The 25,950-nt window shown below is 51.1% G+C and carries 20 protein-coding genes; 15 read left to right on the forward strand and 5 right to left on the reverse strand.

Annotation, left to right across the window (positions count from 1 at the left end; genetic code table 11):
- Positions 1-171: 171 nt before the first annotated feature.
- The gene (locus QZ311_RS03340; RefSeq protein WP_297063852.1) at positions 172-3,309 is read left to right on the forward strand and encodes a glycoside hydrolase family 2 TIM barrel-domain containing protein; all 3,138 of its coding nucleotides are present in this window, start codon (positions 172-174) and stop codon (positions 3,307-3,309) included.
- Between the two features lie 5 nt (positions 3,310-3,314).
- Complete coding sequence (locus tag QZ311_RS03345) at positions 3,315-4,871, forward strand: alpha-L-arabinofuranosidase C-terminal domain-containing protein (RefSeq protein ID WP_297063854.1); 1,557 nt, start codon at positions 3,315-3,317, stop codon at positions 4,869-4,871.
- Between the two features lie 116 nt (positions 4,872-4,987).
- On the opposite strand, the gene QZ311_RS03350 is transcribed toward QZ311_RS03345, so the two are convergent.
- On the reverse strand, positions 4,988-5,896 hold the full coding sequence (locus QZ311_RS03350) for a LuxR C-terminal-related transcriptional regulator (protein WP_297063856.1): 909 nt from the start codon (positions 5,894-5,896) through the stop codon (positions 4,988-4,990).
- A gap of 289 nt (positions 5,897-6,185) precedes the next feature.
- Here QZ311_RS03350 and QZ311_RS03355 point away from each other — a divergent pair, with 289 nt between their 5' ends.
- Genes QZ311_RS03355 through QZ311_RS03385 form a run of 7 tightly spaced genes read left to right on the forward strand, consistent with a single transcriptional unit; the run spans position 6,186 to position 15,728 of the window.
- Positions 6,186-7,013: a calycin-like domain-containing protein gene (locus tag QZ311_RS03355; RefSeq protein WP_297063858.1), complete on the forward strand. Its 828-nt coding sequence runs from the start codon at positions 6,186-6,188 to the stop codon at positions 7,011-7,013.
- A gap of 30 nt (positions 7,014-7,043) precedes the next feature.
- Positions 7,044-7,697: an HmuY family protein gene (locus tag QZ311_RS03360; protein WP_297063860.1), complete on the forward strand. Its 654-nt coding sequence runs from the start codon at positions 7,044-7,046 to the stop codon at positions 7,695-7,697.
- A 4-nt stretch (positions 7,698-7,701) separates the two neighbouring features.
- On the forward strand, positions 7,702-9,636 hold the full coding sequence (locus QZ311_RS03365; protein ID WP_297063862.1) for a TonB-dependent receptor: 1,935 nt from the start codon (positions 7,702-7,704) through the stop codon (positions 9,634-9,636).
- A 43-nt stretch (positions 9,637-9,679) separates the two neighbouring features.
- Positions 9,680-14,050: a cobaltochelatase subunit CobN gene (locus QZ311_RS03370; protein ID WP_297063864.1), complete on the forward strand. Its 4,371-nt coding sequence runs from the start codon at positions 9,680-9,682 to the stop codon at positions 14,048-14,050.
- Between the two features lie 29 nt (positions 14,051-14,079).
- Complete coding sequence (locus tag QZ311_RS03375) at positions 14,080-14,748, forward strand: hypothetical protein (protein ID WP_297063866.1); 669 nt, start codon at positions 14,080-14,082, stop codon at positions 14,746-14,748.
- A gap of 45 nt (positions 14,749-14,793) precedes the next feature.
- Positions 14,794-15,405 (forward strand): MotA/TolQ/ExbB proton channel family protein, encoded by a 612-nt coding sequence (locus tag QZ311_RS03380; RefSeq protein WP_297063868.1) that lies wholly within the window; start codon positions 14,794-14,796, stop codon positions 15,403-15,405.
- Positions 15,402-15,728, forward strand: coding sequence for a DUF2149 domain-containing protein (locus QZ311_RS03385; protein ID WP_123613324.1), 327 nt, complete (start codon positions 15,402-15,404; stop codon positions 15,726-15,728). Before QZ311_RS03380 ends, QZ311_RS03385 begins: the two co-directional genes overlap by 4 nt.
- A gap of 83 nt (positions 15,729-15,811) precedes the next feature.
- Here the strand turns inward: QZ311_RS03385 and QZ311_RS03390 are convergent, their stop codons facing one another.
- From QZ311_RS03390 to QZ311_RS03405, 4 genes are all read right to left on the reverse strand, one after another.
- On the reverse strand, positions 15,812-16,423 hold the full coding sequence (locus tag QZ311_RS03390) for a hypothetical protein (protein ID WP_297063871.1): 612 nt from the start codon (positions 16,421-16,423) through the stop codon (positions 15,812-15,814).
- A 160-nt stretch (positions 16,424-16,583) separates the two neighbouring features.
- Entirely contained in the window at positions 16,584-17,525 is a 942-nt protein-coding gene (locus QZ311_RS03395; RefSeq protein ID WP_297063873.1) for a GNAT family N-acetyltransferase, read from the reverse strand.
- Positions 17,526-17,570: 45 nt separating this feature from the next.
- Entirely contained in the window at positions 17,571-18,194 is a 624-nt protein-coding gene (locus tag QZ311_RS03400) for an L-threonylcarbamoyladenylate synthase (RefSeq protein ID WP_297063875.1), read from the reverse strand.
- Between the two features lie 6 nt (positions 18,195-18,200).
- Entirely contained in the window at positions 18,201-18,872 is a 672-nt protein-coding gene (locus QZ311_RS03405) for a phenylalanine--tRNA ligase beta subunit-related protein (protein WP_297063877.1), read from the reverse strand.
- A gap of 172 nt (positions 18,873-19,044) precedes the next feature.
- Here QZ311_RS03405 and QZ311_RS03410 point away from each other — a divergent pair, with 172 nt between their 5' ends.
- Genes QZ311_RS03410 through QZ311_RS03435 form a run of 6 tightly spaced genes read left to right on the forward strand, consistent with a single transcriptional unit; the run spans position 19,045 to position 25,891 of the window.
- Positions 19,045-20,298, forward strand: coding sequence for a glycosyltransferase N-terminal domain-containing protein (locus tag QZ311_RS03410; protein ID WP_297063880.1), 1,254 nt, complete (start codon positions 19,045-19,047; stop codon positions 20,296-20,298).
- Positions 20,283-21,155 (forward strand): lysophospholipid acyltransferase family protein, encoded by an 873-nt coding sequence (locus QZ311_RS03415; protein ID WP_297063882.1) that lies wholly within the window; start codon positions 20,283-20,285, stop codon positions 21,153-21,155. The genes QZ311_RS03410 and QZ311_RS03415 overlap by 16 nt, the downstream gene beginning before the upstream one ends.
- Before the next feature lie 51 nt (positions 21,156-21,206).
- Positions 21,207-21,944, forward strand: a complete 738-nt coding sequence (locus QZ311_RS03420) for a 3-deoxy-manno-octulosonate cytidylyltransferase (protein WP_297063885.1) — start codon at positions 21,207-21,209, stop codon at positions 21,942-21,944.
- Positions 21,945-21,962: 18 nt separating this feature from the next.
- Positions 21,963-22,958 (forward strand): glycosyl transferase family 90, encoded by a 996-nt coding sequence (locus QZ311_RS03425; protein WP_297063889.1) that lies wholly within the window; start codon positions 21,963-21,965, stop codon positions 22,956-22,958.
- A 35-nt stretch (positions 22,959-22,993) separates the two neighbouring features.
- A complete protein-coding gene (locus QZ311_RS03430) occupies positions 22,994-24,031 on the forward strand; it encodes a glycosyltransferase family 9 protein (RefSeq protein WP_297063893.1) in 1,038 nt (345 codons plus the stop codon).
- A 15-nt stretch (positions 24,032-24,046) separates the two neighbouring features.
- On the forward strand, positions 24,047-25,891 hold the full coding sequence (locus tag QZ311_RS03435) for an alkaline phosphatase family protein (protein ID WP_297063896.1): 1,845 nt from the start codon (positions 24,047-24,049) through the stop codon (positions 25,889-25,891).
- Positions 25,892-25,950 lie beyond the last annotated feature (59 nt).

Genomic DNA, 25,950 nt, shown 5'->3' on the forward strand with positions numbered 1-25,950 from the left:
TGAGATGTTAACAAAATATTAAATCCGGGTTAACTGTCGGTTAAGCCGATATATCTATCAATCTTTTTCATACATATAAGTCTCATTTGTCATCCCTATGGTGGTTTTTAACGGCCTTTTTTACTAATTTTGTGGATATTCACAAGCAGTCGCAACCCCTGATAATAAACCATGATTACTATTCTAAGACCTGTTATTTTTTCAGTGCTCTCGACCACGCTCGCAAGCAGCCTGAGTGCAGTCACACCCGACTGGGAAAATCCTTCGGTGTTTGCCGAAGGCCGTCTCGAACCAAGAGCAACTTCTTACCCATACCCCACTCCTGCCGAAGCCTTGGCCGGCAACGGTTATGAATCGCCCTACGTCATGCCGCTCAACGGGAAATGGAAATTCTGTTTTTCGGCAACACCCGACAGCCGTCCCGCAGGTTTCCATACTCCGGGATTTGATGACTCAGGCTGGGACGAGATTTCTGTCCCCTCAAATTGGGAAATGCTTGGCTACGGCACTCCGATCTACACCAACATCACCTATCCTTTCCCTAAGAACCCTCCCTACATTGACCACCGCGACAACCCCGTCGGCAGCTACAGGCATACATTCCGCCTTCCGTCCTCTTGGGAAGGCCGGCGTGTCATTCTTCACTTCGACGGCAGCACTGCCGGAATGTACGTATGGGTCAACGGTAAGAAAGCCGGTTATGTCCAGAGCACTAAAAATCAAGCCGAATTCGATATCACGAATCTTGTCAGCAACGGCGACAACACGATTGCCTGCGAAGTATACAGATGGACCGACGGTTCATATCTCGAAGATCAGGACTTCTGGCGACTGTCGGGCATCGACCGCGACGTATATCTCTACTCCACTGCCGACGAACGCATCCTTGACTTCTTTGCCGATGCCGGACTCGACAGGAATTATCGCGACGGAGTGTTGAAACTTAACACCGTCCTGCAAAATCAATCAGTCAAACCAAAAGACACCCGTCTCGACATACGCATCTATGATGCAACAGACCGTCAGGTGGCAAGCCTTTCAAAACAGGTCAGACTGAACGGCAACGCATCCCAAGCCGTCGACATGACCCATAAGTTACGGAATGTCAGAAAATGGAGTGCCGAAAAGCCTAATCTCTACACACTCGTCATCTCGCTCACCGACAGCAAGGGAAACGTTATCGAATCGACTTCCTCACGCATCGGATTCCGTAAGGTGGAAATCAAGGACAGCCGCCTGCTCGTCAACGGCAGTCCTGTCGAGGTCCACGGAGTCAACCTTCACGAACATCACCAGACCAACGGCCATGTGGTGGACCGCGAGACCATGCTCAGCGACATCCGCACTATGAAGCGTCACAATGTAAACGCCGTGCGCCTGAGCCACTATCCGCAGTCTCCGCTGTGGTATGACCTCTGTGATGAATACGGTCTCTATGTGGTCGACGAAGCAAACATCGAAGTACACGCTATGGGCGCGGAACATCAGGGCGGATTCGACAAATCAGTCCATCCGGCATATCTGCCACAATGGAAAGATGCCATTCTCGACCGCCAGCGCACAATGGTCGAACGAGACAAGAACCACCCTTGCGTAATCGTATGGTCGATGGGCAACGAATGTGGCAACGGTGAAAATTTCTATGCAGCATACGACTGGATCAAATCGCGTGACACAAGTCGTCCAGTGCAGTTCGAGCAGGCAGGTGAAGCGCAGAACACCGATATTATATGCCCGATGTATCCGTCAATCAAAAGCATGAAGGACTATGCCTCACGCACCGACGTGACCCGTCCTTACATAATGTGTGAATATGCCCACGCGATGGGCAACAGCTCCGGAAACTTTCAGGAATATTTCGACATAATCCGCAGTTCCGACCACATGCAGGGAGGTTTCATCTGGGACTGGGTCGATCAGGGACTGCTCACTAAAGATGAAAACGGTGATGAATACTGGGCCTATGGAGGTGACTTCGGCGCATATGACTATCCGCATGATGAAAATTTCTGCATCAACGGACTCGTCCAGCCCGACCGCACTCCACATCCCGGACTGATGGAGGTCAAGAAAGTGTATCAGGACATCCGCTTCGCGGCCATCGACCCGCAACGCGGCGAATTTGAAGTTCAGAACCATTTTATAGCCAACAATCTCAGCGACTACGATTTCCACTGGGAACTGCTGCGCAACGGTGAAAAAATAGCCGACGGTCTGTTTGACCTGAATCTTCCTGCCGGACAGAAAAAGACAGTCAAAGCGCCGCTACCGTCTGTCGACATGAACGACGGCAACGATTACCATCTTTCAGTCTACGCCTATACCCGAAATGGCGACGAAATCATCCCTGCCGCCCATGAAGTAGCCCGCGAGCAATTCACCATCGCCAACGGGACTCTTGCCTTAACGAAAGCTGCCGACTCCGCCCCGGCTTCATTCAGCAAAGATAGAAACACTTGGAGCTTCAATTGCCAAGGCAATGTCACAATCAAGGTCAACAGCCGTAACGGAGAAGTATATGCCTACACGGTCAATGGCCATAACATGCTCAACGGCTCGATTACACCGTCATTCTGGCGTGCGCCGACCGACAATGACTGGGGCAACAATGCCCACCGCCGCCTCAACGCATGGCGCTATGCAGACCACAACCGGAAACTGACCTCACTCACCCATGATACGGACGGAGCGCTCCACATAGTCAAAGCCTCTTATCTCCTCCCCGAAGTCAATGCGACATATACCCTAAGCTACACAATCCATCCCGACGGACGGCTCGGAGTCGAAAGCACCTTGAATGCCAACGGCGACGAAATGCCCGAACTAATGCGACTTGGACTCCGTCTTCCCCTCAACCGATCAAAAGACAACTTCCGTTGGTATGGCCGCGGACCTTGGGAAAATTATTCCGACCGCAACACTGCTTCTTTCATGGGAATATGGGAAGGCAAGGTCGCCGATCAGTTCTATCCCTACATCCGCCCGCAGGAGACAGGCAACAAGACCGATGTCCGCTGGGCGACCCTGACCGACGACTCCGGTTTCGGCATAAAGGTCAGTGGACATCAGCCATTGAATGTAAGCGCCCTCGACGTAACTCCGGCCGACCTCGACCCCGGAATGAAAAAATCACAGATGCACAACAGCGACGTGCGCCACAGCCGACACCATGTGTATCTCAACGTGGATTTTGCCCAACGCGGACTCGGAGGTGACAACAGCTGGGGAAGCGGCCCTCACAAAGACTATATCCTTAAAGACAAATCATATAATTATTCATTCACAATCTCACCTGTCATACCCGACTGACAATCATGAAACTATCATCCGTTAAAAATCTCGCTTTCGCAGCCGGTCTTCTTTCCGGCATGCCACTGCTTGCTGCCGAAAAGGCGACAGTCACCCCCCTGTTCGGCAATGTGGCCGACAGCATCACGATACCCGCTGAAATCTACGGTCAGTTCGCCGAACACCTTGGCACTTGTATCTACGGCGGACTATGGGTCGGTGAAAATTCGCCTATACCCAACACATCGGGCTATCGCAACGATGTGCTCAATGCCCTCAAAGAACTCAAAGTCCCCGTGATGCGCTGGCCCGGAGGCTGTTTTGCCGATGAATATCACTGGACCGACGGCATCGGTCCTAAGGAAAACCGTCCCGTCATGGTGAATACCAACTGGGGAGGCACGGTGGAGGACAACAGTTTCGGCACTCACGAATTCTTCAACCTCTGTGAACTCATCGGCTGCGAACCCTATCTCAGCGGAAATGTCGGAAGCGGGACGGTCGAGGAGCTCGCGAAATGGGTGGAATATATCACCGCCGAAAACGGTCCGATGGCCGACCAACGCAAAAAGAACGGCCGCGAAAAGCCGTGGAAACTGAAATATCTCGGTGTCGGAAACGAAAGCTGGGGATGCGGCGGCAGCTTCACCCCCGAAGCCTATGCCAACGAATATCGGCGCTATCAGACATATTGCCGAAACTTCAATGGCAACCGGCTTTACAAAATTGCATCAGGTGCAAGCGACTACGACTACAACTGGACCGACGTGCTGATGAAAAACGCTCGCAGACACATGGACGGCCTCTCGCTCCACTACTACACCGTCAAGGGATGGAACGGAAGCAAGGGTGCGGCAACCAAGTTTGACAACGATGACTATTACTGGACTCTTGGAAAATGTCTTGAAATCGAGGATGTCATCAACAACCATGACTCTATCATGAACACATATGACCCTGACAGACGTGTGGCGCTCATCGTCGATGAATGGGGCACATGGTGGGACGAAGAGCCCGGCACTGTGCGCGGACATCTCTATCAGCAGAACACCATGCGCGACGCCATGGTGGCCGCACTGAGCCTCAATGTGTTCCACCGCCACACCGACCGTGTCAAAATGGCCAATATCGCCCAGATTGCCAACGTATTGCAGTCGATGATTCTTACACGAGACAACCGCATGGTGCTCACCCCGACCTACTACGTATTCAAAATGTATATCCCACATCAGAATGCCACTTTTGTCCCTCTCGACATCAAGACATCGACACGCACAGTACGCGACGGCCGCACAGTCCCGACAATAAGCGCGACAGCTTCTAAGAAAGATGGGGAAATGAATATCACCCTCACCAACATCGACCTTGACTCACCGGCGGAAATCTCCATACCTCTTGATGGCGTGAAAGCCTCCGTGATTGCCGGAGAAATTCTCACGGCCGACAGCATCGACGACTACAATGACTTTGACTCGGCTGAAAAAGTCACACTCCGCCCCTACAACAAGGCAAAAATTTCAAAAAACAACCTTCAGCTCACACTTCCGGCAAAATCGATCGTAAATCTCAGACTCAAAATATGAGATAAGGCTTAATCACAAGAGTCAGCCCCCTGAAACTCTAAAGATTAATCGACAACAATTATTTCGGCAGCTTCAAGGCGTTCTTGAAGCTGCCGAAATAATTGTTGTCTGTTCCTTCACTGGTGTGGATTGACATCCTTAAGGTCTACGAGATGATGAAGTATGGCAAAAATCGTAAGACCCGCCGGAGAATGGATGCCGAGTTTCGCACTGAGATTGCGACGGTGGGTGGTGACGGTATGTATCGACAGACACAGCCGGTCGGCAATCTCCTTGTTTGCCATCCCGAGGGCAACAAATCTTATTATATCCTTCTCGCGGTCACTGAGCGATTCAAGTTGCGGATCGCTCTCCTCCGTCTTGCATCCATCGGGCGAGTGCATGACCGCAAGCTGTGAGCGCAGACGTTTCTCAAGACTCTCGACCGCCGGGACAAACAGATTGGTTTCCACATCGAAATGAGCCATCAGGTCTCGCTCACATCCTATAATGTCGAACAACACGCTACTCAACAAGTCATTATCGCGCTGGTTATATGAATAAATGAATATATCTTTCAGTTCGTTGAGTTTTGATGTCATGTGGCTATGGTTTACAGAAAACTGCGATATACTGAAAGCCTCATCAATTGTTCCTCCAAGGAGTTTCTCTACATAGGTGAATATATATTCATTCTCATACTCCATGTGTCGGCGCACCTCAACGACATAATCGTCATAGAACTTCATCAGCTGGAAAGCGACATCATTCGTATCCGAATAGTTTATAGCCTCAATCAGCTTCCTGCGGATGCCGGGAAGTATGAAATCGATAAACGAACTGTGGGCATGTTTCAGATAGCCCATCAAGGTCGGGAGATGTATTGTATGTCCGCGATAGTTCTTACCGCTCAGAAGATTTGAAACCGCAAGAAACGTGCCGGTATCGACACCGTGTTTCTCGCAAGCCTCTTTAATAGGACTGTCTCCGAAACCGAATGCTATGTCAAACCTGCTTATCGCCATAAGCAATAAGTTATTGTCCATTATTATCTCCCTCATCCGATGATGAGACTCATATTCCTGCTGCTTTTCCATTATAATTTCCCGGGCATAATCACCCATGCAAAGGTACAGCAACCAACCAATCTACGCTATACCTAAAAATGATGAAAAAAAGACCATTTCACAGACGAATTGCCATTTTTTAAGTAAAACCCGGGGTAAATTAACCCAATTTCTGAGTATTGACCGCCCGGAATGTTAAATCTAATTTTGCATCGTGAAAAATTTACAATGGAAAAATAATCAATTACATAATAAACCAATCTTCACAATGAAAAAATCAGGTTTCCTCTTCCTACTCCTCACCTCCTTTGCCTTTACATCGTGCAGCGACAGCGACGACAGCGAAAAAGACCTTGCCAGAGAAGTGGCAGGACAATATGATGGTTACACCGTGGCATCATGCGCCTATTTCAGCAATCAGGTGGCATCCGAACAGAAACTTTCCATCACTTCGACAGAAATAAACAAAGTGAATGTCGACTACGCATCCGATTCATGGGGCACAATCTCAATCCCGGATGCAACTGTAGTCAAATCAGGCAATGAATATGTAATCACCGGCTCAGGCACATCCGTGATGGGCATGCAGGGAAGCGGAAGCAAGGATTATGTTTGCAATCTCAACGGCAAAATCATCAACGGAACAGCTGACTTTACCTTCACATGTTCCGCAGTAATGGGAGGTCTCAACATAACCTTCATGCAAGGTGAAATTCCGGCAGAGACAGTAGTGCCCGGAACATACTCAGGCTACACCAAGGCTGATTGCGCGTATTTTAAGGACATGTATGCCGACAATCAGAAAATTGAAATCACATCTAACGGCAACAATACCTACAAGATAAGCCTTACGTCTGAAACTTGGGGTGAATTCACCATTGATGAAGCGACTGTCACCACCGACGGCAATCTGTTCAGACTCGAAGGCTCGGGCAAGACTCTGATGGGCATGGGAGGGAATGTCAGCGAGTATGCCTGCACATTCACCGGAGAAATCGATGCCGACAAGGAGAATCCGACTTTCACCTTTTCAGTTCCTGCCGTGATGGGAGGCCTGACCGTGACCTTTAAACCCGGTTCTGCCCCGCAGGTCTGATTAACCTTAAGCATGATAAATCAGACACACATGGCAACTAACTTTTCCACATATCTTACAGCGGGAGTGGCAGCAATGCTGCTCTCCGCTTGTAACGGAATACTCGGCAACATCTACGATGAGCCTGCGGCTGATGCGGTTTCAGAATATGGCTTCGTAACCGAGGCTACTACCACTTCGCCCGGCTCGATATATATCGACGCAACAAACTACACCGTCTGGACATATATCGACTTTAAATCCATGACTACGACAGCTCTCGATGTCAACGCTCCCGCTCCCGGTTCATGGGACATAGCAATCCATCGCTACGATGCAAAGACAAACGGTGGCGAAGTCATGGAGACCGGTGCTACAAGCTTCTATTCGCTCGCCAACGTAGTCACTCCGGCCGGAAGCGATTATATCAGCGACATCTGGACCGAGACAACAATCGTAACCGATATGTCGACAATGATGAACGGCTATCTCAGTTATGCCGGGTCGTTCTATAACCCCGAGCTATCCAAATGGCTCAACGTCGACAAGAGTTCTATGCCACCTATCTATACACCGTCAAACAAAGTATATGTCATCAGGCTTTCCGACGGCACTCTCGCCGGAGTGCGACTGGCAAACTACATGGACGCACTCGGGGTAAAGGGCTATATGACCATCGAATACATGTATCCCCTGAAACTGTAAGAATATGAGACGAACATTTCTGAGCCTTGTTCTCCTCTCTCCCTCGCTCATCTTCGCCCAGTCATCGTCTCTGACAAAAGCACAGATTGACTCCATCGAAAAATCATGGGAAGTCGAGCTGAATACAGTTGTGGTCACCGGAACGAGAACACCGAAACTGCTCAAGGACTCCCCTATCCTCACCCGAATCATTTCGGAGACCGACATCCGCAAGACCGATGCCACAAACATCAGCGATCTCCTGCAGCTTGAGCTTCCCGGAATCGAGTTTTCCTACTCGATGAACCAGCAGGTCTCGCTCAATATGCAAGGATTCGGAGGCAACTCGGTGTTGTTTCTCGTCGACGGCGAACGTCTTGCCGGAGAGACCCTTGACAATGTCGACTATAACCGGCTAAATCTCAACAACGTCGGCAGGATTGAAATTGTCAAGGGTGGAGCATCGTCACTCTACGGCTCTAATGCCGTCGGAGGGGTGGTCAACATCATCAGCCGCGAGGAGACCAATCCGTGGAGAGTGAATGTCAATGCCCGCTATGGCGCACACAACGAACAGCGCTACGGCGGTGTTGTAAGCTTCAAGACCGGACGCATCAGCAGTGCAACCACCATGCAGTACACCTCCGTCGATTCATACGACATGAAAAACGAGGGTGACTACAACCGCTTCTATGGAGGTCACAACTGGAACGTCAAAGAGCGTTTGACAGTCAACGTCACAGACAAGATGAAACTGATCGGACGTGCCGGATATTATTTCCGCCAGCGCAATGCCCAAGCCGCGTCGAGAGACAGATACCGCGACTTTTCAGGCGGTCTGCGCGGACTCTATACCTTCTCCGATGAGGATAACCTCGAAGTCTCCTATAACTTCGACCAGTATGACAAAAGCGATTATATCACCATCACGTCGAAGGATGTCAGAAAATACAGCAATGTGCAGCACGGCGCTCGCGCCCTGTACAATCACACGTTCGCCAAACGCCACATCCTGACTCTCGGCGGAGATGTGATGCGCGACTATCTCCAGACCTACCAGTTTACCGACAATGGAAACAAGCGCCAGATTACAGCCGACGGTTTCGCTCAGTTCGACATGAATTTTGTCCGTAACTTCAACATTATCGCCGGAATGCGCTACGACTATTTTTCGGAAGCGAAAATGAGCCATGCGTCATCGCGCCTGAGCATGATGTACAAGCTGCCACGCGTAGCACTCCGAGGTTCATATTCAGGCGGTTTCCGCGCACCTACACTCAAAGAAATGTATATGGACTTCGATATGGCCGGTATCTTCATGATTTACGGTAATCCGGATCTGAAACCCGAGACAAGCCATAATTTCCAGCTATCCGCAGAATATACCCGCAGATTGTTCAATTTCAACATCGGGACATTCTGCAATCGTGTCAGCGACCGCATCACCACCGGCTGGAGTCAGGCTCTCAAAGGACAGGTCTACACCAACATAGATGATGTCACAATATCGGGCGTGGACGCAAATATGTCATGGCGAACAGATTGTGGCTTCGGGACACGACTTTCATATATGTTCACATATGAAAAAGTGAAAAAAGGACAGCCCTACACCTCTTCGACGCGCCCTCACACCGCCACACTACGCCTCGACTACACAAAACGTTGGAAAAACTATGAACTGATGGCCGCTCTCAACGGACGTTTCCTCTCGAAAGTAAAGGTCGATGAATATACTTCTGTCTCATCCTACGAGGAAACACAGCGCGTCACCTATCCTTCCTACATGATATGGAAACTGAACATGCGCCACAGTTTCCGGGAAGGATTCGACCTGACAATGGCCGTGGACAATCTGCTCAACTATGTACCCGAATACTACTACAACAACTCGCCGACCACCAACGGCACTACCTTCTCGATAGGAATGTCGGTCGACATTGACGGGTTCTTCAGGAAATAGGCAGACCAAGAGCTTACATCAAAACATTATCGTTAAACATGCAATGAAAAATAAACGTAAAGTAATCACTATCATATCGGTCTGTGTGCTCATCGTAGCCGCAGGCCTGTTGCTTTGGAATATTTTCGCCTCACCCACACGCATCGCTTTTGTCAACTATCAGGCTATAAATCTCGGACAGATTTCAAAGGCAAACGACAACTCTTTTGTCCGAATCAAAGAACTTCCTGTCGAAGAACTTGACAAAGCGTCGGACTACGACATGATTTTTGTCAACGGCATGGGTCTCAGAATCACCGACGAACAGCGCCGGTCGCTTGCATCAGCCGCCGACAATGACACGCCGGTGCTCACGACCGCCGCCACAAATCCGCAGAACCTCATTGTATCGGTCGATTCGGTCGATCAGGCATTCCTAAAGCAATATCTCAACGGCGGAAAGAACAATTACCGCAACTTGCTCCGCTATGTACGCAAGTATATCGACGGTAAAAAACTCTTCACCGATGAGCCTGCCGATCCGCAGACATCAGTGTCATCGCTCCTTTATTATCCCTCCGATGAAGAAGACCTCAACTTCCCGTCGGTCAGCGAATATGAATCATACCTGAAATCCAAAGGCCGTTTCAATGAAAACGCCCCAGCAATCATACTCACCGGACAGATGGGTGTGCCTGACAGTCTGATTACAGCCCTCGAACGTGCAGGCAACACCGTCTATCCAGTCAATACAATCCAGCTTTTCATCAAAAACGGTCATGCCGACTCCATTACCCCGGCAGCCATGATAAACATGGCTCACGGACGCATGGGCGACATGGTGGTGAATTATCTGAAGGCCAATAACATCCCGCTGTTCTCACCTCTCAACGTCAACCGTGACTATGACGAATGGATGGCCGACAAGATGGGTATGAACGGTGGTTTCCTTTCACAAAGCGTAGTGACACCTGAAATCGACGGTGCAGTGCGTCCATTCACTCTTTTCGCTCACTACGATGGAAAAGACGGTCTCCCCTACGTGGCAGCTATCCCCGACAGACTTGAAGAATTCGTCGAGACAGTCGGCAACTACATCTCGCTCCGGAAGTCCGACAACCGTGACAAAAAAATTGCCATCTTCTATTTCAAAGGTCCGGGTCAGAACTCACTGGTCGCGGAAGGAATGGAAGTCGGCCCGTCGCTATTCAATCTGCTCACACGCCTGAAAAAAGAGGGCTATAAGATTGAAAACCTACCACCGACCCCTGCGGAACTTGAAAAACTCATCAACGACCAAGGAAAAGTGTTCAACCGGTATGCTCTCGGGGCTAAAGACTCTTTCGTAAAGACCCATTCTCCTGAAATCATATCCGAGGAAAACTATGACAACTGGTGTAAAGCTGCCTTTTCGAAAAAAATGCGTGATGAAATCGACGCTGTCGACGGCAGTTTCCCGGGTCACGGCCTGAAAACTGACGATGGGAAGCTCGCGCTCGCACGCCTTCGGTTCGGCAACGCAGTTCTCATACCGCAGACCGCTGCCGGACTTGGCGACGACGAGTTCAAGATTGTACATGGGACGGAAGCTGCCCCGCCACACAACTACGTGGCCTCTTATCTCTGGGCCCGCTACGGATTCAATGCCGACGCACTCATCCACTTCGGTGCGCACGGCAGTCTCGAATTCACACCTCGCAAGCAGGTGGCGCTCAGCAGTGATGACTGGCCCGACAGACTCGTCGGGACAATCCCCCACTTCTATGTCTACTCGACAAGCAATGTCGGTGAGGCGATGATGGCGAAACGCCGTTCATACGCAGGTATCATCAACTATCTCACACCGCCATTCATGGAAAGCGAGGTGCGTGGCATCTATAAGAATCTTTCAGATGCAATCAATGACTACAACCGTCTCTCAGGCGCTGACCGTCCCGACGTGAATGCCTTACACAGAGCCTCGCTTCTTGTCAAAAAATACACCGTAGAGCTTGGTATCCATCGCGAACTTCGCATGGACAGCACTCTTTCGCAGCCTTACAGCGCCGACGATATTGTACGCATCGAAAATTTTGCCGAGGAACTTGCCAATGAGAAAATCACCGGGGCGCTCTATGTAATGGGAGTCCCATATTCGGATGAGCATATCAGTTCGACGGTACATGCCATGACTGTCGACCCCGTTGCCTACAGTCTCTATGGGCTCGACAAGGAACGCGGACGCACCGCTATCGACTATGAAAAGAACCGTTCGCAATTCACACGTACATATCAGGCCAAGGCACGTGCTCTCGTCAGCCGGCTTCTCGCTTCAGGTGGTCAGGAGATTACAGACCAATACCTGTGTCGGATTGCCGGCATAACACAGGCTGAACTCGACAGCGCCCGGGCAATAACAGCCGCTGTCAGCGGCTCTAAAGACATGCTCTCGCGCATGATGGTCATGGGAGCGATGATGACACCTCCGGCCGAACAGAACCTGAAGCTTTCAGACCGGAAGTCGACATCAGGCATGAAACGGATGATGGCCCGATCGGGCATGTCGCCTGAAAAAGCCATTGAAATGGCCAAGAAAATGGGTGCAGACGAGGAAGCTGTCAAAAAAATGGAAGCTGCCATGAAGCGCAAGCAACAGACAGGCCGGATTGCCGACGGTGGCAACGGACAAGGCCACCCCGGAGGTGTCGCCACTCAATCCGGCTCACATGGAAAGCCACACGGAATGAAGCGCTCCGAATACACAAAGCGAGAACTTGATTTCGCCAATGCCGTCACCGAAGTGGAGCGTGCGGTCAAAAATGTCGGGAACTACCGTGCGGCGCTGACCGAAAGTCCCGAAGCAGAGCTTTCATCCGTAGTCAACGCTCTTGCAGGCGGCTACATAGCCCCGACATCGGGTGGCGACCCGGTGCTTAACCCCGACATACTTCCGACCGGCCGCAACATGTTTGCAGTCAATGCCGAGGAAACCCCGTCGGCCGTTGCTTGGGAAAAAGGCAAAAGCCTTGCCGACAACACGATTTCAATGTATCGTAAAATGCACGGTGACTCCGTTCCACGCAAGGTCAGCTACACACTTTGGAGCAGCGAATTCATCGAAACAGAGGGAACAACAATCGCTCAGGTGCTCTATATGCTCGGAGTCGAACCTGTCCGCGACCCGTTCGGACGTGTCACCGACCTTCGCCTCATACCCTCGGCCGAACTTGGCCGTCCGCGCATCGACGTCGTGGTCCAGACGAGCGGTCAGCTGCGCGACCTCGCAGCCTCGCGCCTCTTCCTCATCAGCCGTGCCGTCAGGATGGCAGCCGAAGCCACCGATAAGGAATATCCCAACTATGTGGCTGAAGGAGTGGTTGAATCGGAACGTCATCTTGTTGAGAAAGGCGTGACACCCAAAGAGGCCCGTGAGCTGTCGACGGCTCGCGTATTCGGCGGTGTCAACGGCAACTACGGAAGCGGTATTCAGGGAATGGTAGAGGCCGGCGACCGCTGGGAAAACGAGTCTGAAATAGCCGAAACCTACATAAACAATATGGGTGCGGCCTATGGCAGTGAGGAAGACTGGGAAAAGATGCACGACTATGCGTTTGAAGCAGCCCTCACGCGCACCGACGTAGTGGTGCAGCCCCGCCAGAGCAACACTTGGGGAGCGCTCAGCCTCGACCATGTGTATGAATTCATGGGCGGAATGAATCTTGCCGTCAGAAACGTGACCGGCAAAGACCCTGAAGCCTACCTGAGCGACTACCGTAACCGCAACAACGCTCGCATGCAGGAAGTAAAGGAAGCCATCGGTGTCGAAAGCCGTACCACAATCCTCAACCCGGCCTATATCAAGGAAAAGATGAAAGGCGGTGCGGGCGATGCCTCGGGATTTGCCGACATAATCCGCAACACCTACGGATGGAACGTCATGAAACCCGCGGCAATCGACGATGAGCTTTGGAATGACATCTATGATACATATGTTACCGACAGACATGGCCTCGGAATCAAGGACTACTTCACTTCCACCAATCCCGCCGCCATAGAGGAAATGACGGCCGTCATGCTGGAGACTGTCCGCAAAGGGATGTGGGACGCATCACCCGAACAGGTCGAGGCTCTTGCGAGTCTACACACGGAGATTGTCAATGAATACTCCCCCTCTTGCTCCGGTTTCGTCTGCGACAACGCAAAGCTACGCGACTTCATCGCTTCGAAAGTATCGAAAGAGACCGCTGCGAAATACAGTCAGGCCATCGGGTCTGTCCGCGCTGAAGCTGTGGCAGGAAGCGACAACGACGGCATGGTGATGCAGAAAGAGGAACTGAACAACACAGAGAAGACTACAAGCCGGATCAACGGTGTGATTGTCGGTATATTTGTCGTGGCGGTCCTCATAGTGGTGGCTGTGATTCTGCGCCGTCGGAAAAAACAACAGGCTGAGTGATGGAAACGGTTGTCCTCATAATAATGCTTATGGTCAGTTTCAATTTCGCATTGAAACTGACCTACCATAAAGCTGTCGGCATAACCGCCACCTGTATGCTCGCAGCACTGTTTGTAGGTCTGGTGTGGCCTTATGCAGCCAGTCAGTCAAAGACACAGATAACCGACTGGCTTAATGCCCCCGACCTGATGCTCGACACCTCGGTACTCCTCACCGTCGATGTCTTTTTCCAGATTACCTTCTGCGTGATGATGGCCAAGAAAATTGCCGGCGAACAACTGTCGGTAGTCCAAAGGGCGATTTACGCCGTAGCGCTATGGTTTCCGGGACTACTGATATTCCCGGTTCTGTTCGCATTGCTCGTGGAGATAATCTTTTCATTTCCGGGTAATGATTTCTCTACACTCTCATGGGCGACGGCTACATGTGTGCTTATCGCTACTCCTTCCCTCTCATATCTCATCAGATTCCTGCTGCCCGAAAAAGACCTCAGGCTTGAACTCATGTTTGTGGTCAATGCCATCACGGCTATTCTCGGGATAATCGCCACCGTCAACGGACGCACTGCGGTCAAGGGCACTAACAGTGTCGAGTGGGATGCCCTCGCAGGGTTCTTGCTAATCATAGCAGCCGGAACTGTGGCCGGAATACTGGTCAATCGACGCTCGATACGTAAAACAATCTCAAAACTTCAATAAGAGGCTTTTCAGAAACATTAAAACTTTATTACAAAAAACAATACAATGAACGTAATTTCCAACATTCTCTACTGGATTTCGACAGGACTGCTCGTCCCCGTAATCGTCCTCCTCATATTTTTCTTCATCCGTGCAATCATCCTCATAGGGACATTCTTCGGCCAGTATCTACAAGTCAAAAAGCATTCCGAATCGTTTCATAAGCGCATCGTAAAACTCACTCCTGCCACCCTCGACACGTTCAGCGAATCGCTCCCCGAAAAATCCGACACGGTTGTGACCGCCTATGCAAAAAAAATCATTGCCAACCGCGAAAACCATGCGCGAATCGACCTGCTGCTTTCGGAATACGAGATTGAGGCTGACAAAGATCTGTCGACATCAAAAGTGCTTACAAAAATGGGGCCGATTCTCGGACTTATGGGCACTCTTATCCCCATGGGCCCGGCTCTGGTCGGACTCGCAACAGGCGACATCGCATCGATGGCCTACAACATGCAGGTGGCTTTTGCCACAACGGTTGTCGGGCTCGTCGTGAGCGCCATAGGATTCCTGACACAGCAGGTCAAGGAGCGTTGGGCCGTGAAAAACATCACTATGCTTGAATATCTTGCCGAGGTAGTGAAAATGTCTGATTCTAAAACTGACGACCGATGAGACGCCGCCGACTTCTGACCCGCGCTGAAGACAGCGACCCGATGAGCGTTGTTAGCAATCTCTTTGATGTCGCAATGGTGTTTGCCGTAGCGCTGATGGTGGCGCTCGTGAGCCGCTACAATATGACCGAAATGTTCTCGCAGGAAGACTTTACAATGGTCAAGAATCCCGGGAAAGAGAACATGGAGATAATCACCAAAGAAGGCGAAAAAATCAACCGCTACACCCCCTCCGACAACAATGATTCTTCAGGAAACAAAGGCAAGCGCGTAGGCACAGCCTACGAACTCGAAAACGGCGACATAATCTACGTGCCGGAATAACGCAATAATCATTCTTATTCCGAGTACACGGTGTACGTACAATCAATTCATATATACATACGATTCCTACCACCTGTCAACGTTCATCTCCACAATGGTTTGATGCGTTCGCGCATGATGCGTTTCATGGCATGCTGTTCACGCCGACGCTGACGGCGGTTTTTGAGAGGTACAGCAGGGATACCATCATCGTCAATATCATTCTCGTCACCAATCTCAGAACGGCAGTCGTTGTCTTTCGCTTTCCGGCTGACTTCGGCGGAGGGGTCATTCGGACAGACTGCCGTCTCCTGACATTGGCTGACCGAAACGACAGTTTGAGTACGCACTCCCACACTTCCACGGCGAGATTGTTTATCTTTCCTCCCAGCGCGCCTACGAGCTAAGGCAGAACGCACGATTGCACGGTCTATCTCGCTACGCAGCAGAGTGAAAATAAGCAGAATCGTATTATCTGATATATTACCGACGGTAATCCCTGATTGCACAACCAACGCCCCGTCATCACCCACCGAAACCGACATCAAATAATTGTCAATCACCGCCATCGCAGCCTGATAAGCTTCAAAACAGCCTACCGCCTGACACGTAGCTGCCACACGCTTACAGAGATCGTCATAAAAATTTTTCGAGACCGGGAGATTCATTGATTTTTTCATGTCAGTTTCGTTTTTTTCAGTCATTAGTTTATGCAAATTTAATGATAGAAAAAGGCCAAAAAGATGCGATAATACAAAAAACAGCAAAACTGACAAGATGACGTAGCGTCACGTTCCTCACAGTGTCCATCGAAAATTGTAACACTATGAAGACGATTTTCCGCCACAACGTAAGAATGCTTGAGAAAACCGAGGGTCAGACATCCATCTCATAGATGTCGTAGACCACCGAACGGCCTCCGAACTCTTCTTTGTGATGAATCATCCCTTCGTTGAGATAACGTCCGGCATCCTCATTTGAGATTCCGAAATCAAAATAATTGTTCCCGGGAAGGATATTGAATATCAGGTCATGATAAATGACATCGGTAGCATACATATCCTTCCCTTTTTGCGTGCATGCGGCATACTGGAGATGAATGACACCCCGGTCAAGATAGATGACTGCTCCGCCGAGCACTTCGCCTGAAGAATCGGTGGCGATGTAGAAACGGATATTTTCAGGGAAACGGCTTTTCAGGTAGTTCAGTTCGGCGGCCGTGTGGACAGGACGCGTGTTGTGGCGCAGCCGGCGGTCCTCGATGACAATATCCCAGAACGCATCTGAGCTATCCGGCTCGCTGACACGTATATCCCACTTGCGGCGACGTTTCTCAGCACGTTTTCCAAGACGCGACGACGGAATCGGGTCGCGGAGATTTATAGCAGTCGAAAGGTTGCGGATGCTGAGTCGTGCATTGTTTCTGAACAGCGCATAGAGATCCTCTTCAGCACCCTGACGGTGATAGATGTGGGGAATGGCCTTATAGACAAGCTTGCAGATGCCTTCTTCGCGCAACCTGTCTCTCAACAGAGCGAACATCCCGAGAGGATCGGCAGCTGAAGTCCTGTTGCTCATCACGAGACCGCCATAAGTCAGGCCTGCATGGCTCGAAAGCACTCCTCCATCCCTCAGAGTAGCCGGAAGGAGCGCCGCCACAGAACCACTGTCGTCGAGAAACACATAGGAGTGGTCAGGGAAACGGTCGGCATGATATTCCATGTAATCCCGTTTGAGAAGAAATGTGCCGTTTTTCGATGACTCAACAAAGTCATCCCACTCACCTTTCATCTCAGGGCTATATCTTACAATTTTCATTAGTCCTTGCGAAAATAATTATTAGAGAGACCGTTGCGACACTTGTCACTGAAGTTCTCCGCGCCCTTCGCGAAGAATTTCAGGCGACGAGCTGTCTGTAAGGTCCACCACGGTAGAAGGCTGAACATCAAAACCTCCATCGGCGTTAGAGCCACCGTCGTCGATAAGCAGCGAGGCCACACCCTCGAAAGCCGTTGCAAGCTCGTGGGCATCGAACACCGGCACTTCATCGTCGACTTTAAGCGACGACGAAAGGATTGGATGGCCGAGCCTCTCGGCAATAGCCCGACTGATCGGATTGTCGGGGACACGTATGCCGACCTCCTTGCGCCCCTTGAAAACCTTGGGGAGCGACGTAGCCGCCGGCAATATAAATGTAAACGGCCCGGGCAGATTGGTGCGGAGAATGCGGAACGCCTCGTTGTCGATGCGCGCATATTCACTTGCCATGGATATGCCGTCGCAGACAACCGAGAGCACCTGCTTCTGAGGGTTCACACCCTTGATTTTACAAAGGCGCTCGATAGCTGAATTGTTGAGTGCATCGCATCCGATGGCATAGAGCGTATCGGTAGGATATATGATGACTCCTCCGTCGCGCAGACAGTCGACAACCTCGTCAAGATACCTGTCGTTGATGCTTGTTGGATAAATTCTAAGTGTTTTCATGGCTTATCATTTTTCAGGTTTGTAAATATCGACCTTGACATCGTCGGCCTCGGCATATTTCTCAAGCAGCGACAGCGTGAGCGCGACCGTATCGTCAATCGGCATTTCCTCTCCGTAGACATTGATACACATCAGCAGACGGGTTGTATCGAGACTAAGTTTCGTGCGCTCGTTATCGCTTGTCGGAGTGCCTACGCCACCGACAGCATCACGATAGACAGGCATATTGGCAATGTTGAGCTCTCCGCGCCCTATCCCCTCAAACGGTTCGCCTTCGCGTCCAACCCCGAGGGTCATGACACCGCCTTCAATCCTGTCGGCATCGAAACCGCCTATCGAATAGCCCGACTGAAGCGAAACCAGATTTATCAGATCGACAAGGGTATTGATGCGGTAAAGCTCCATCCCCTTGACCGCACGGCGCGACAAGGCTTCCGCCGACGGACGATAGCGGTTCGGCTCTTTCCCGCAGGCTTTGTATGCCTCGCGTGTCGCCCTGATTCCGGGACGCTTGTTGATGTCGGAAAGTTCGGTGACTTCACGCAGGTCAGCGGCAGCGCGTTCAATCATATTCCAGAGTTCATCGGAGGTCTCGCTGTTATTGACTGTCGCCTCAATGGTTACAACCTGAAGCGCAGGGGCTGCCTCGGCGATTATCGGTTCAAATTTTATTTCCATGTTCTTCCGGTAGGGGTTTCCATTGCAAAATTAGCCAAAAATTATTGAATTAATTCAAACATTTATCGTAATTTTGTAGTCTTAAACAAGGCTTATCCGTCACATCCGTCGGAAAGCCACTCATTTTTTATCCCTACCGACCGGCTTAATGCTTGAGATATATGATTTAGGAATGAGATTAGGACGGCGTGCAATCTTCGCAATAGCGAAGACGGTGCGTAGCGCTGAGCCATCAAAATTTATCCGTTTCGCCCGTGGACAGCGACAGGTGTCAGGCGAGGTGGACAGACTGGCAGAAAGGCTTGACACCAAACGCCCTACGGTGTGGATTCACGCTGCATCGCTTGGCGAATTCGGCATAGCACGTCCGATAATCAGACTCCTTAAAGACGAGTGTGACTGCAACATTGTAGTGACATTTTTCTCTCCCACCGGCTACGAAGCGCTCACGAAAAACATGCCCGAAGGCATTGACGGGGTGCTATATCTTCCGTTTGACACATCGGCCAATGTCCGGCATTTCCTTGACCGCATCAGGCCTGCATGCGCAGTCTTCATGGTGTCGGAATACTGGCACAATTATCTGTCCGAACTGAACCGACGCGGCATTCCAGCCTACCTTGTCTCGTCGGTAATCCGTGAAAACGGGCCGTTTTTCAAATGGTATGGCCACCTCTTCCGCAAAAGCGTAAGTTATTTCAAGGAAATATTCACGCTCAACGACGAATCACAGCGGCTATTGGGCAAAATCGGGGTCGATAATGTCACCGTCAACGGCGACCCGCTGTTTGACAATGTAATTCTTGTCGCCTCCACACCGTGGGAAGATAAAATCATCGAGCGTTTCACCGACGGCCAAAAGGTGTTTATCGCCGGAAGCCTTCACGATGACGAAGACCTCAAACTGGTCACAGCGCTTGCCAACAGACATCGCGACACCCGTTTCATCATTGTCCCGCATGAAATCAGTCCGTCGATATTGCGCCATCTTGAAGAGAACCTCGAAGGGAAATCCGAACTTTATTCACGCTGCACGCCTGAGTCGGATCTGACCGGCACACAGACGCTGATCATCGACTTTGTCGGTGCTCTGGCCTATATCTACCGCTACGCCACATGGGCATACGTTGGCGGAGGCTTCACACGCCTGCTCCACAGTGTGATCGAACCGGCCGTCTATGGCCTCCCTGTGGCATTCGGGCCGAATGTCAACCGCAAGGCGGTCACACGCCGTATGATAGAGCTCGGCATCGGCCGGATAACGGCAACCCCCGAAGCTCTCGACAAATGGTTCTGCGACCTTAAGGACAACGACGAAGGGCTGCGGGAAATAGCCGAAAAAGCAGCCGTGTATGTCAGCAAGAATGCCGGAGCTACGCGGAGGGTTGTCAATAAAATCAGACAGAATCTATGCGCGAAAAATTAAGATATGCACTTTACCGGGGAGTTTTCGGCGCGCTTTCGCTGCTTCCGTTCCCGCTTCTCTACGGACTGAGCGACCTGCTCTATCTCGTAATTGCAAAAGGAGTGAAGTACCGCCGAAAAGTCATCCGCGAAAACCTCAGAAATTCATTCCCTGAAAAAAGCGGACACGAACTGCTCGAAATAGAGAAGGATTTCTATCATCAGTTCACCGACAACATCGTCGAGACAATCAAGCTTCTCAACATGTCGGACCGTCAGGTCGACAAACGCATCACTGTCACAGGCGGAGAAATCGTCGACAGATACATCGACGAGGGACATCCCGTGGTGCTTTATCTCGGCCACTATGCCAACTGGGAATGGGTTCCGTCGATCGTGCGCCACTTCAAAACTCCCGAATTCTGCGCGCAGGTCTACAAGCCTCTGCACGACAAGGCTTTCGACCGCCTCATGCTCAAAGTGCGCTCGCGATTCAATCCTGTGTCCGTCCCGCAGAAACAGGTGTTCCGCTCGCTTGTCCGCTGGCGCAACGAAGGCCGGAAGTTCATTGTCGGCTTCATATCCGACCACCGGTCCAATCTCAACGTGTCACACCACCGCACAACGTTCCTCAACCAGATGACCCCGTTCAGCCCCGGCGGAGAGGAAATCGGCAACCGCATCAACGCCGCCTACCTCTATCTGGATGTCGAAAAAACCGGACGCGGGCACTACCATTTCACAGTAAAGGAAATCAAGCCCGACAGCGCTGACGGCGATTCACCATACACCCGCCGCTATCTTGAAATGCTTGAAGATACCATACGCCGCCGTCCCGGACTATGGCTGTGGTCTCACAGACGCTGGCGCTATAAATAAGACTTCAATTTCAAAAACAAACATACTCATACTAACCGTAAACTCTGTCAAATGAAAATAATTTGTGTGATTCCGGCCCGTGCCGAGTCAAGCCGATTCTTCGAAAAACCCCTCGCCCTGATTTGTGGCAAGCCAATGATTCAATGGGTCTACGACCATTGCAAGGAAGTTGAACTCTTCGAAGAGGTCTATGTGGCCACCGACAGCGAAAAAATCAAGGTTGCAGCCGAAAAATTCGGTGCTAAAGTCGTGATGACACGTTCAGACCACGACACCGCGACCGAACGCCTCTACGAGGTGTCGACCCGCATCGAGGCCGATCTCTATGTGATGGTCAACGGCGACGAACCGCTCCTCACACGCGAGGCCATCATACAGTGTATCCCCGACGGACTTAAGGCCGACGACTTCTTCGTGTCGAACCTCATGACCGATTTCAGCAATCCTGTCGAAGTTGTCGATGCAACCAACCTTAAGATTGTCACTGCCAAGGACGACCGCTGCCTGTTCATCTCGCGCAGCCCTATCCCCTATCCCAAGGGAGCGATGGACTACGTGTTCCACAAGTTTGTCGGTGTAGGCGCTTTCACACGCAAGGCACTCGATTTCTACCACAATACCCCTCGCGGACCGATTGAAAAAATCGAGGAAAACGACTCATTCCGCTTCCTTGAGAACCATATGCCCATCTACTACTACAACTGTCACTGCAAGTCGCTTTCAGTCGACAACCGCAAGGACATTGACGGTGTTGAAGCATATCTCCGGGAACTAAACAAACAAGCATAATAAAAAACTGACGCGCAGATGAGAATCCGCACAGACTTCCGCTCTCTCATTAAAGGTTATCAGCGCATATCGTTCTACACGAAGAACTTCTCACGCTACATCCTGCCCGATGTGCTGTTCAGAGCCATATACGGGCTTAAAATAAAGCATCTGTCGCAGGAGGAGCTTGACGAAATCGGCCATCGTGTGGACTATTACGCACGTTGTGCAGAGGGCTCGGAGGTCGACAGCCGAGATTCAGTGACTGTCGGCGGTTTCCGTTTTCCATGGAGGGCAAAGAAAAAGCACACCACATATTTCTTTGACCTCTACGAATGTGTGAGATGTTTTCCAAAAAATCTGCGGTTCTCATATCTGATGGGCGATGTGGCGTGGGACTTGCCGACACCGACATTCGCAAAGACGCGTCCGATCACACAGGGCAAAAGCAACACGGTGATTATGCCGCTCAACAAGGTGCGCCATTTCCGTTTCATCAATGATTCACGTTGTTTCAGCGAGAAACGTGACATGATTGTGTTTCGCAACGTCGTGCGCCGTCAGCCCCACCGCAGGCTTTTCCTTGAAAAATATATCGACCATCCGATGTGTGATGCAGGCCAGATAAACCGCGACACAGACAATCCGCGGTTTGTCAAGCCCTACATCCCGATGGAGGACCAGCTTGATTTCAAATTTATCGCCACAATCGAAGGCAATGATGTCGCGACAAATCTCAAATGGGTGATGTCGTCAAACTCCATAGCCGTCATGCCCCGTCCCCGAATTGAATCATGGTTCATGGAAGGGAAACTCATCCCCGACTACCATTATATAGAAATCAAGCCCGATTATTCAGACCTCATCGAAAAGCTTGAATTCTACATTGCCAATCCCGACAAGGCCGAAGCGATAATCCGCCACGCCCATGAGTATGTCGACCGATTCCGCGACCGTGACCGCGAACTGCTGATAGCCCGGCTCACAGCCGGACGATATTTCAGGCTCACCGGTCAGCTTCCACTTCATCCTTAAACCATCAACTCCAACCCTTTAACACTTTGCAAAGAATGGCATCCAAGCGCATGTTGATTATCAGGTTTTCAGCCCTCGGAGATGTGGCCATGACCGTTCCGGCCATCTATTCACTGGCCACACGCTATCCCGACCTTAATATAGATGTGGTCACACGCCCATTCTTCGCGAGACTGTTTGTCAACGCACCGGCCAACGTCAATGTCATCGGTGTGGACTTCAAGAAAGATTACAAAGGTGTCGGAGGGATGTTGCGCCTTCTGCGCAGACTCGGTCAACTGAAACCCGACTGCGTAGCAGACCTCCACAACGTCCTGCGGTCTTGGATCATCGACCGCTACTTCCGTCTGCGCGGAGTCAAGGTCGTCATGGTCGACAAAATGCGCGCCAAACGCTCCGAACTGTTCCGTACCGGGCAGCCACAGCCTTCGTTCATCGACCGCTATGCAAAGGTTTTTGCCGAACTCGGCTATTCTGTCGGCCTGACATTCAAAAGCCTGTATCAGAACCACACCCCGACACTCCCGTTTGAGCCTGCACGTCCGGCAATCGGAATTGCACCATTTGCGCGCTATTTCAACAAAACTTATCCTGCCGCACAGATGCGCGAAGTCATCGCAAAGCTGACAGCCGGAGGATATAACGTCTATCTCTTCGGTGGCAGAGGCGAGGAAGCCGACCAGCTGAAAGAATGGGCGGAGGCGACACCCGGATGCACATCGCTTGCCGGACTCTATCCGCTCGAAGACGAAATAGCCCTCATGGGCGCGATGGATGCGATGGTCAGCATGGATTCATCCAACCAGCACATGGCAGCCCTTGCCGGCACTCCCGTCATCAGTATCTGGGGAAGCACCACTCCCGCATGCGGATTCATGGGCTACGGACAGACACCTGAAAGAGCAGTCTGTCTCGACATCGCATGTCAGCCTTGTTCAGTCGGAGGGTCGCCGGAATGCCCCAAGGGACATTTCGACTGCATGAACAAGCTGTCGCCCGACACTATCGTCGACAAAATCCGGCAGACTGTGAATGCGTCGTCATTGCCGACTTCAGAGCCGAAACATTCATAAACCGACAGACACATTATGATTGTATTTGTATTATTCGCACTTATATACTTCATCTTCTGCACACTGTTCTTCGAAGTGATACAGAAACCGTTTTTCGGTCTGTATAACAGGCATGTCAATGCTGAAAGGACAACGGCAAAAGATGTAATACAGGTATATTCCCACGGACTTGTCTCCGACTTCATCATTGCATCCTATCTCACCGCACTGCCACTCATCATAAGCGCGGTGCACACGTTGCTGCCCTGTTTCAATGCAGCTGTTGTCCTGACCGTCTACAACATAGTCATATCGCTCGCCATAGGGCTGATATGTGTGTCGGACACACTGCTCTACAAATTCTGGAACTACAAACTCGATTCGTCGGTCTTTGTCTACCTCCGTTCACTCAAAGGCGCTTTTGCCAGTGTGTCGGCCGGGTATCTCGTCGCTGCATTTTCGGTGGCGTTCATCGTCGCGGGAATATTTTTTGCAGGCGCACAGACAATCACTGCCTGCGTCTCTGCCACGTTGCTCGACGGGACATGGATGGTATGGTGGAAAAGCCTGCTGACATTCTTCATATTCATCGTGGCTGCAGGGTGTCTGTTTGTGATAATACGCGGACTGAAAATCAGGCCTAACAATCCGAGTGTGGTCTACTACAGCAAAAATCCCTTCTTCAACCACTGGGCGCTCAATCCGGCCTACAATCTAATATATTCGTTAGGTACAAAGGATGAATTCAAAGGGAAATTCCGATTTTTCGATGACAAGGAATGCAACGAGATGACCGACCGGCTATTCCCGACCGCCGGACATCCGACAAGAAAACTTCTCAAGACCGAGCGCCCCAACATCCTGCTTGTAATCTGGGAGAGCCTCGGAGCGGAATTCGTGCCCTCGCTCGGAGGCAAGGAGAATGTCGCTGTCAATGTCGACCGCATCGCAGCCGACGGTGGAATCCTCTTCACCCGCTGCACTGCCGGAAGTTTCCGCACCGACCGCGGACTTGTCTGCCTGCTCAGCGGCTACCTCGGCCAGCCGACCACAAGTGTCATCCGCTACACACGCAAGCTCCCTAATCTTCCCGCACTACCGCGCAGACTGAAAAAAGAAGGCTACGTCACCACAGCCGTACATGGCGGAGAGCTGACCATCATGCACAAATCGGACTACTATCTCGCATCGGGCCACGACACTCTCGTAAGTCAGAAGGATCTTCCTTCCTCAGCACCGACATGCAAGTGGGGCATTCAGGACGGATACATGTTCGACTATATATTCAACGACATAATGGCCAAGACCGGGAAGGGCGAGAGATGGTTCACCACCTTCCAGACATTAAGCTCTCACGAACCGTTCACCGTCCCCTACAACCGTCTGCCTGACGATGAAGTCGCAAACTCGTTTGCCTACACCGACCACTGCTTCGGCGAATTCATCGACCGTCTGAAAGCCACACCGGCGTGGGACAACACCCTTGTAATATGCGTGGCCGACCACGGATATAACGCCTCACACAATCCTGTCTCCCGTCAGAAATACGCCCACATTCCGATTCTTCTCACAGGAGGAGCTCTCGCCGAAAGCGGACGCATAGACACACTGATGAGCCAGACCGACCTCGCAGCAACCCTGCTCGGACAGATGAACCTCACTCACGACGAATTCTTATTCAGCCGCGACGTGCTCGCCGACACTTATCGCGAACCGTTCTCATTCCATACCTACACAAACGGCTTCATGTTTACCGACGAACGTGGAGCCACCATCGTCGACAACGTGTCGGGTGAAGCCATCGAAGGGGCTGACACCGAACGCGAAAAGAAAGGCCGGGCGATACTCCAGAAACTTTACGAGGATTTAGCCAACAGATAAAATACAATCTTAACACATAATATATAGCCGATGCAAACATATTACAGCTACAGTTATAG

The organism is uncultured Duncaniella sp., assembly GCF_910578445.1.
GTDB lineage: Bacteria > Bacteroidota > Bacteroidia > Bacteroidales > Muribaculaceae > Duncaniella.

Bases quoted from the DNA above. Each gene is read 5' to 3' on its own strand.
- QZ311_RS03340 (WP_297063852.1), top strand. From the start codon at position 172: ATGATTACTATTCTAAGACCTGTTATTTTTTCAGTGCTCTCGACCACG.
- QZ311_RS03345 (WP_297063854.1), top strand. From the start codon at position 3,315: ATGAAACTATCATCCGTTAAAAATCTCGCTTTCGCAGCCGGTCTTCTT.
- QZ311_RS03350 (WP_297063856.1), bottom strand. From the start codon at position 5,896: ATGGACAATAACTTATTGCTTATGGCGATAAGCAGGTTTGACATAGCA.
- QZ311_RS03355 (WP_297063858.1), top strand. From the start codon at position 6,186: ATGAAAAAATCAGGTTTCCTCTTCCTACTCCTCACCTCCTTTGCCTTT.
- QZ311_RS03360 (WP_297063860.1), top strand. From the start codon at position 7,044: ATGGCAACTAACTTTTCCACATATCTTACAGCGGGAGTGGCAGCAATG.
- QZ311_RS03365 (WP_297063862.1), top strand. From the start codon at position 7,702: ATGAGACGAACATTTCTGAGCCTTGTTCTCCTCTCTCCCTCGCTCATC.
- QZ311_RS03370 (WP_297063864.1), top strand. From the start codon at position 9,680: ATGAAAAATAAACGTAAAGTAATCACTATCATATCGGTCTGTGTGCTC.
- QZ311_RS03375 (WP_297063866.1), top strand. From the start codon at position 14,080: ATGGTCAGTTTCAATTTCGCATTGAAACTGACCTACCATAAAGCTGTC.
- QZ311_RS03380 (WP_297063868.1), top strand. From the start codon at position 14,794: ATGAACGTAATTTCCAACATTCTCTACTGGATTTCGACAGGACTGCTC.
- QZ311_RS03385 (WP_123613324.1), top strand. From the start codon at position 15,402: ATGAGACGCCGCCGACTTCTGACCCGCGCTGAAGACAGCGACCCGATG.
- QZ311_RS03395 (WP_297063873.1), bottom strand. From the start codon at position 17,525: ATGAAAATTGTAAGATATAGCCCTGAGATGAAAGGTGAGTGGGATGAC.
- QZ311_RS03400 (WP_297063875.1), bottom strand. From the start codon at position 18,194: ATGAAAACACTTAGAATTTATCCAACAAGCATCAACGACAGGTATCTT.
- QZ311_RS03405 (WP_297063877.1), bottom strand. From the start codon at position 18,872: ATGGAAATAAAATTTGAACCGATAATCGCCGAGGCAGCCCCTGCGCTT.
- QZ311_RS03410 (WP_297063880.1), top strand. From the start codon at position 19,045: ATGAGATTAGGACGGCGTGCAATCTTCGCAATAGCGAAGACGGTGCGT.
- QZ311_RS03415 (WP_297063882.1), top strand. From the start codon at position 20,283: ATGCGCGAAAAATTAAGATATGCACTTTACCGGGGAGTTTTCGGCGCG.
- QZ311_RS03420 (WP_297063885.1), top strand. From the start codon at position 21,207: ATGAAAATAATTTGTGTGATTCCGGCCCGTGCCGAGTCAAGCCGATTC.
- QZ311_RS03425 (WP_297063889.1), top strand. From the start codon at position 21,963: ATGAGAATCCGCACAGACTTCCGCTCTCTCATTAAAGGTTATCAGCGC.
- QZ311_RS03430 (WP_297063893.1), top strand. From the start codon at position 22,994: ATGGCATCCAAGCGCATGTTGATTATCAGGTTTTCAGCCCTCGGAGAT.
- QZ311_RS03435 (WP_297063896.1), top strand. From the start codon at position 24,047: ATGATTGTATTTGTATTATTCGCACTTATATACTTCATCTTCTGCACA.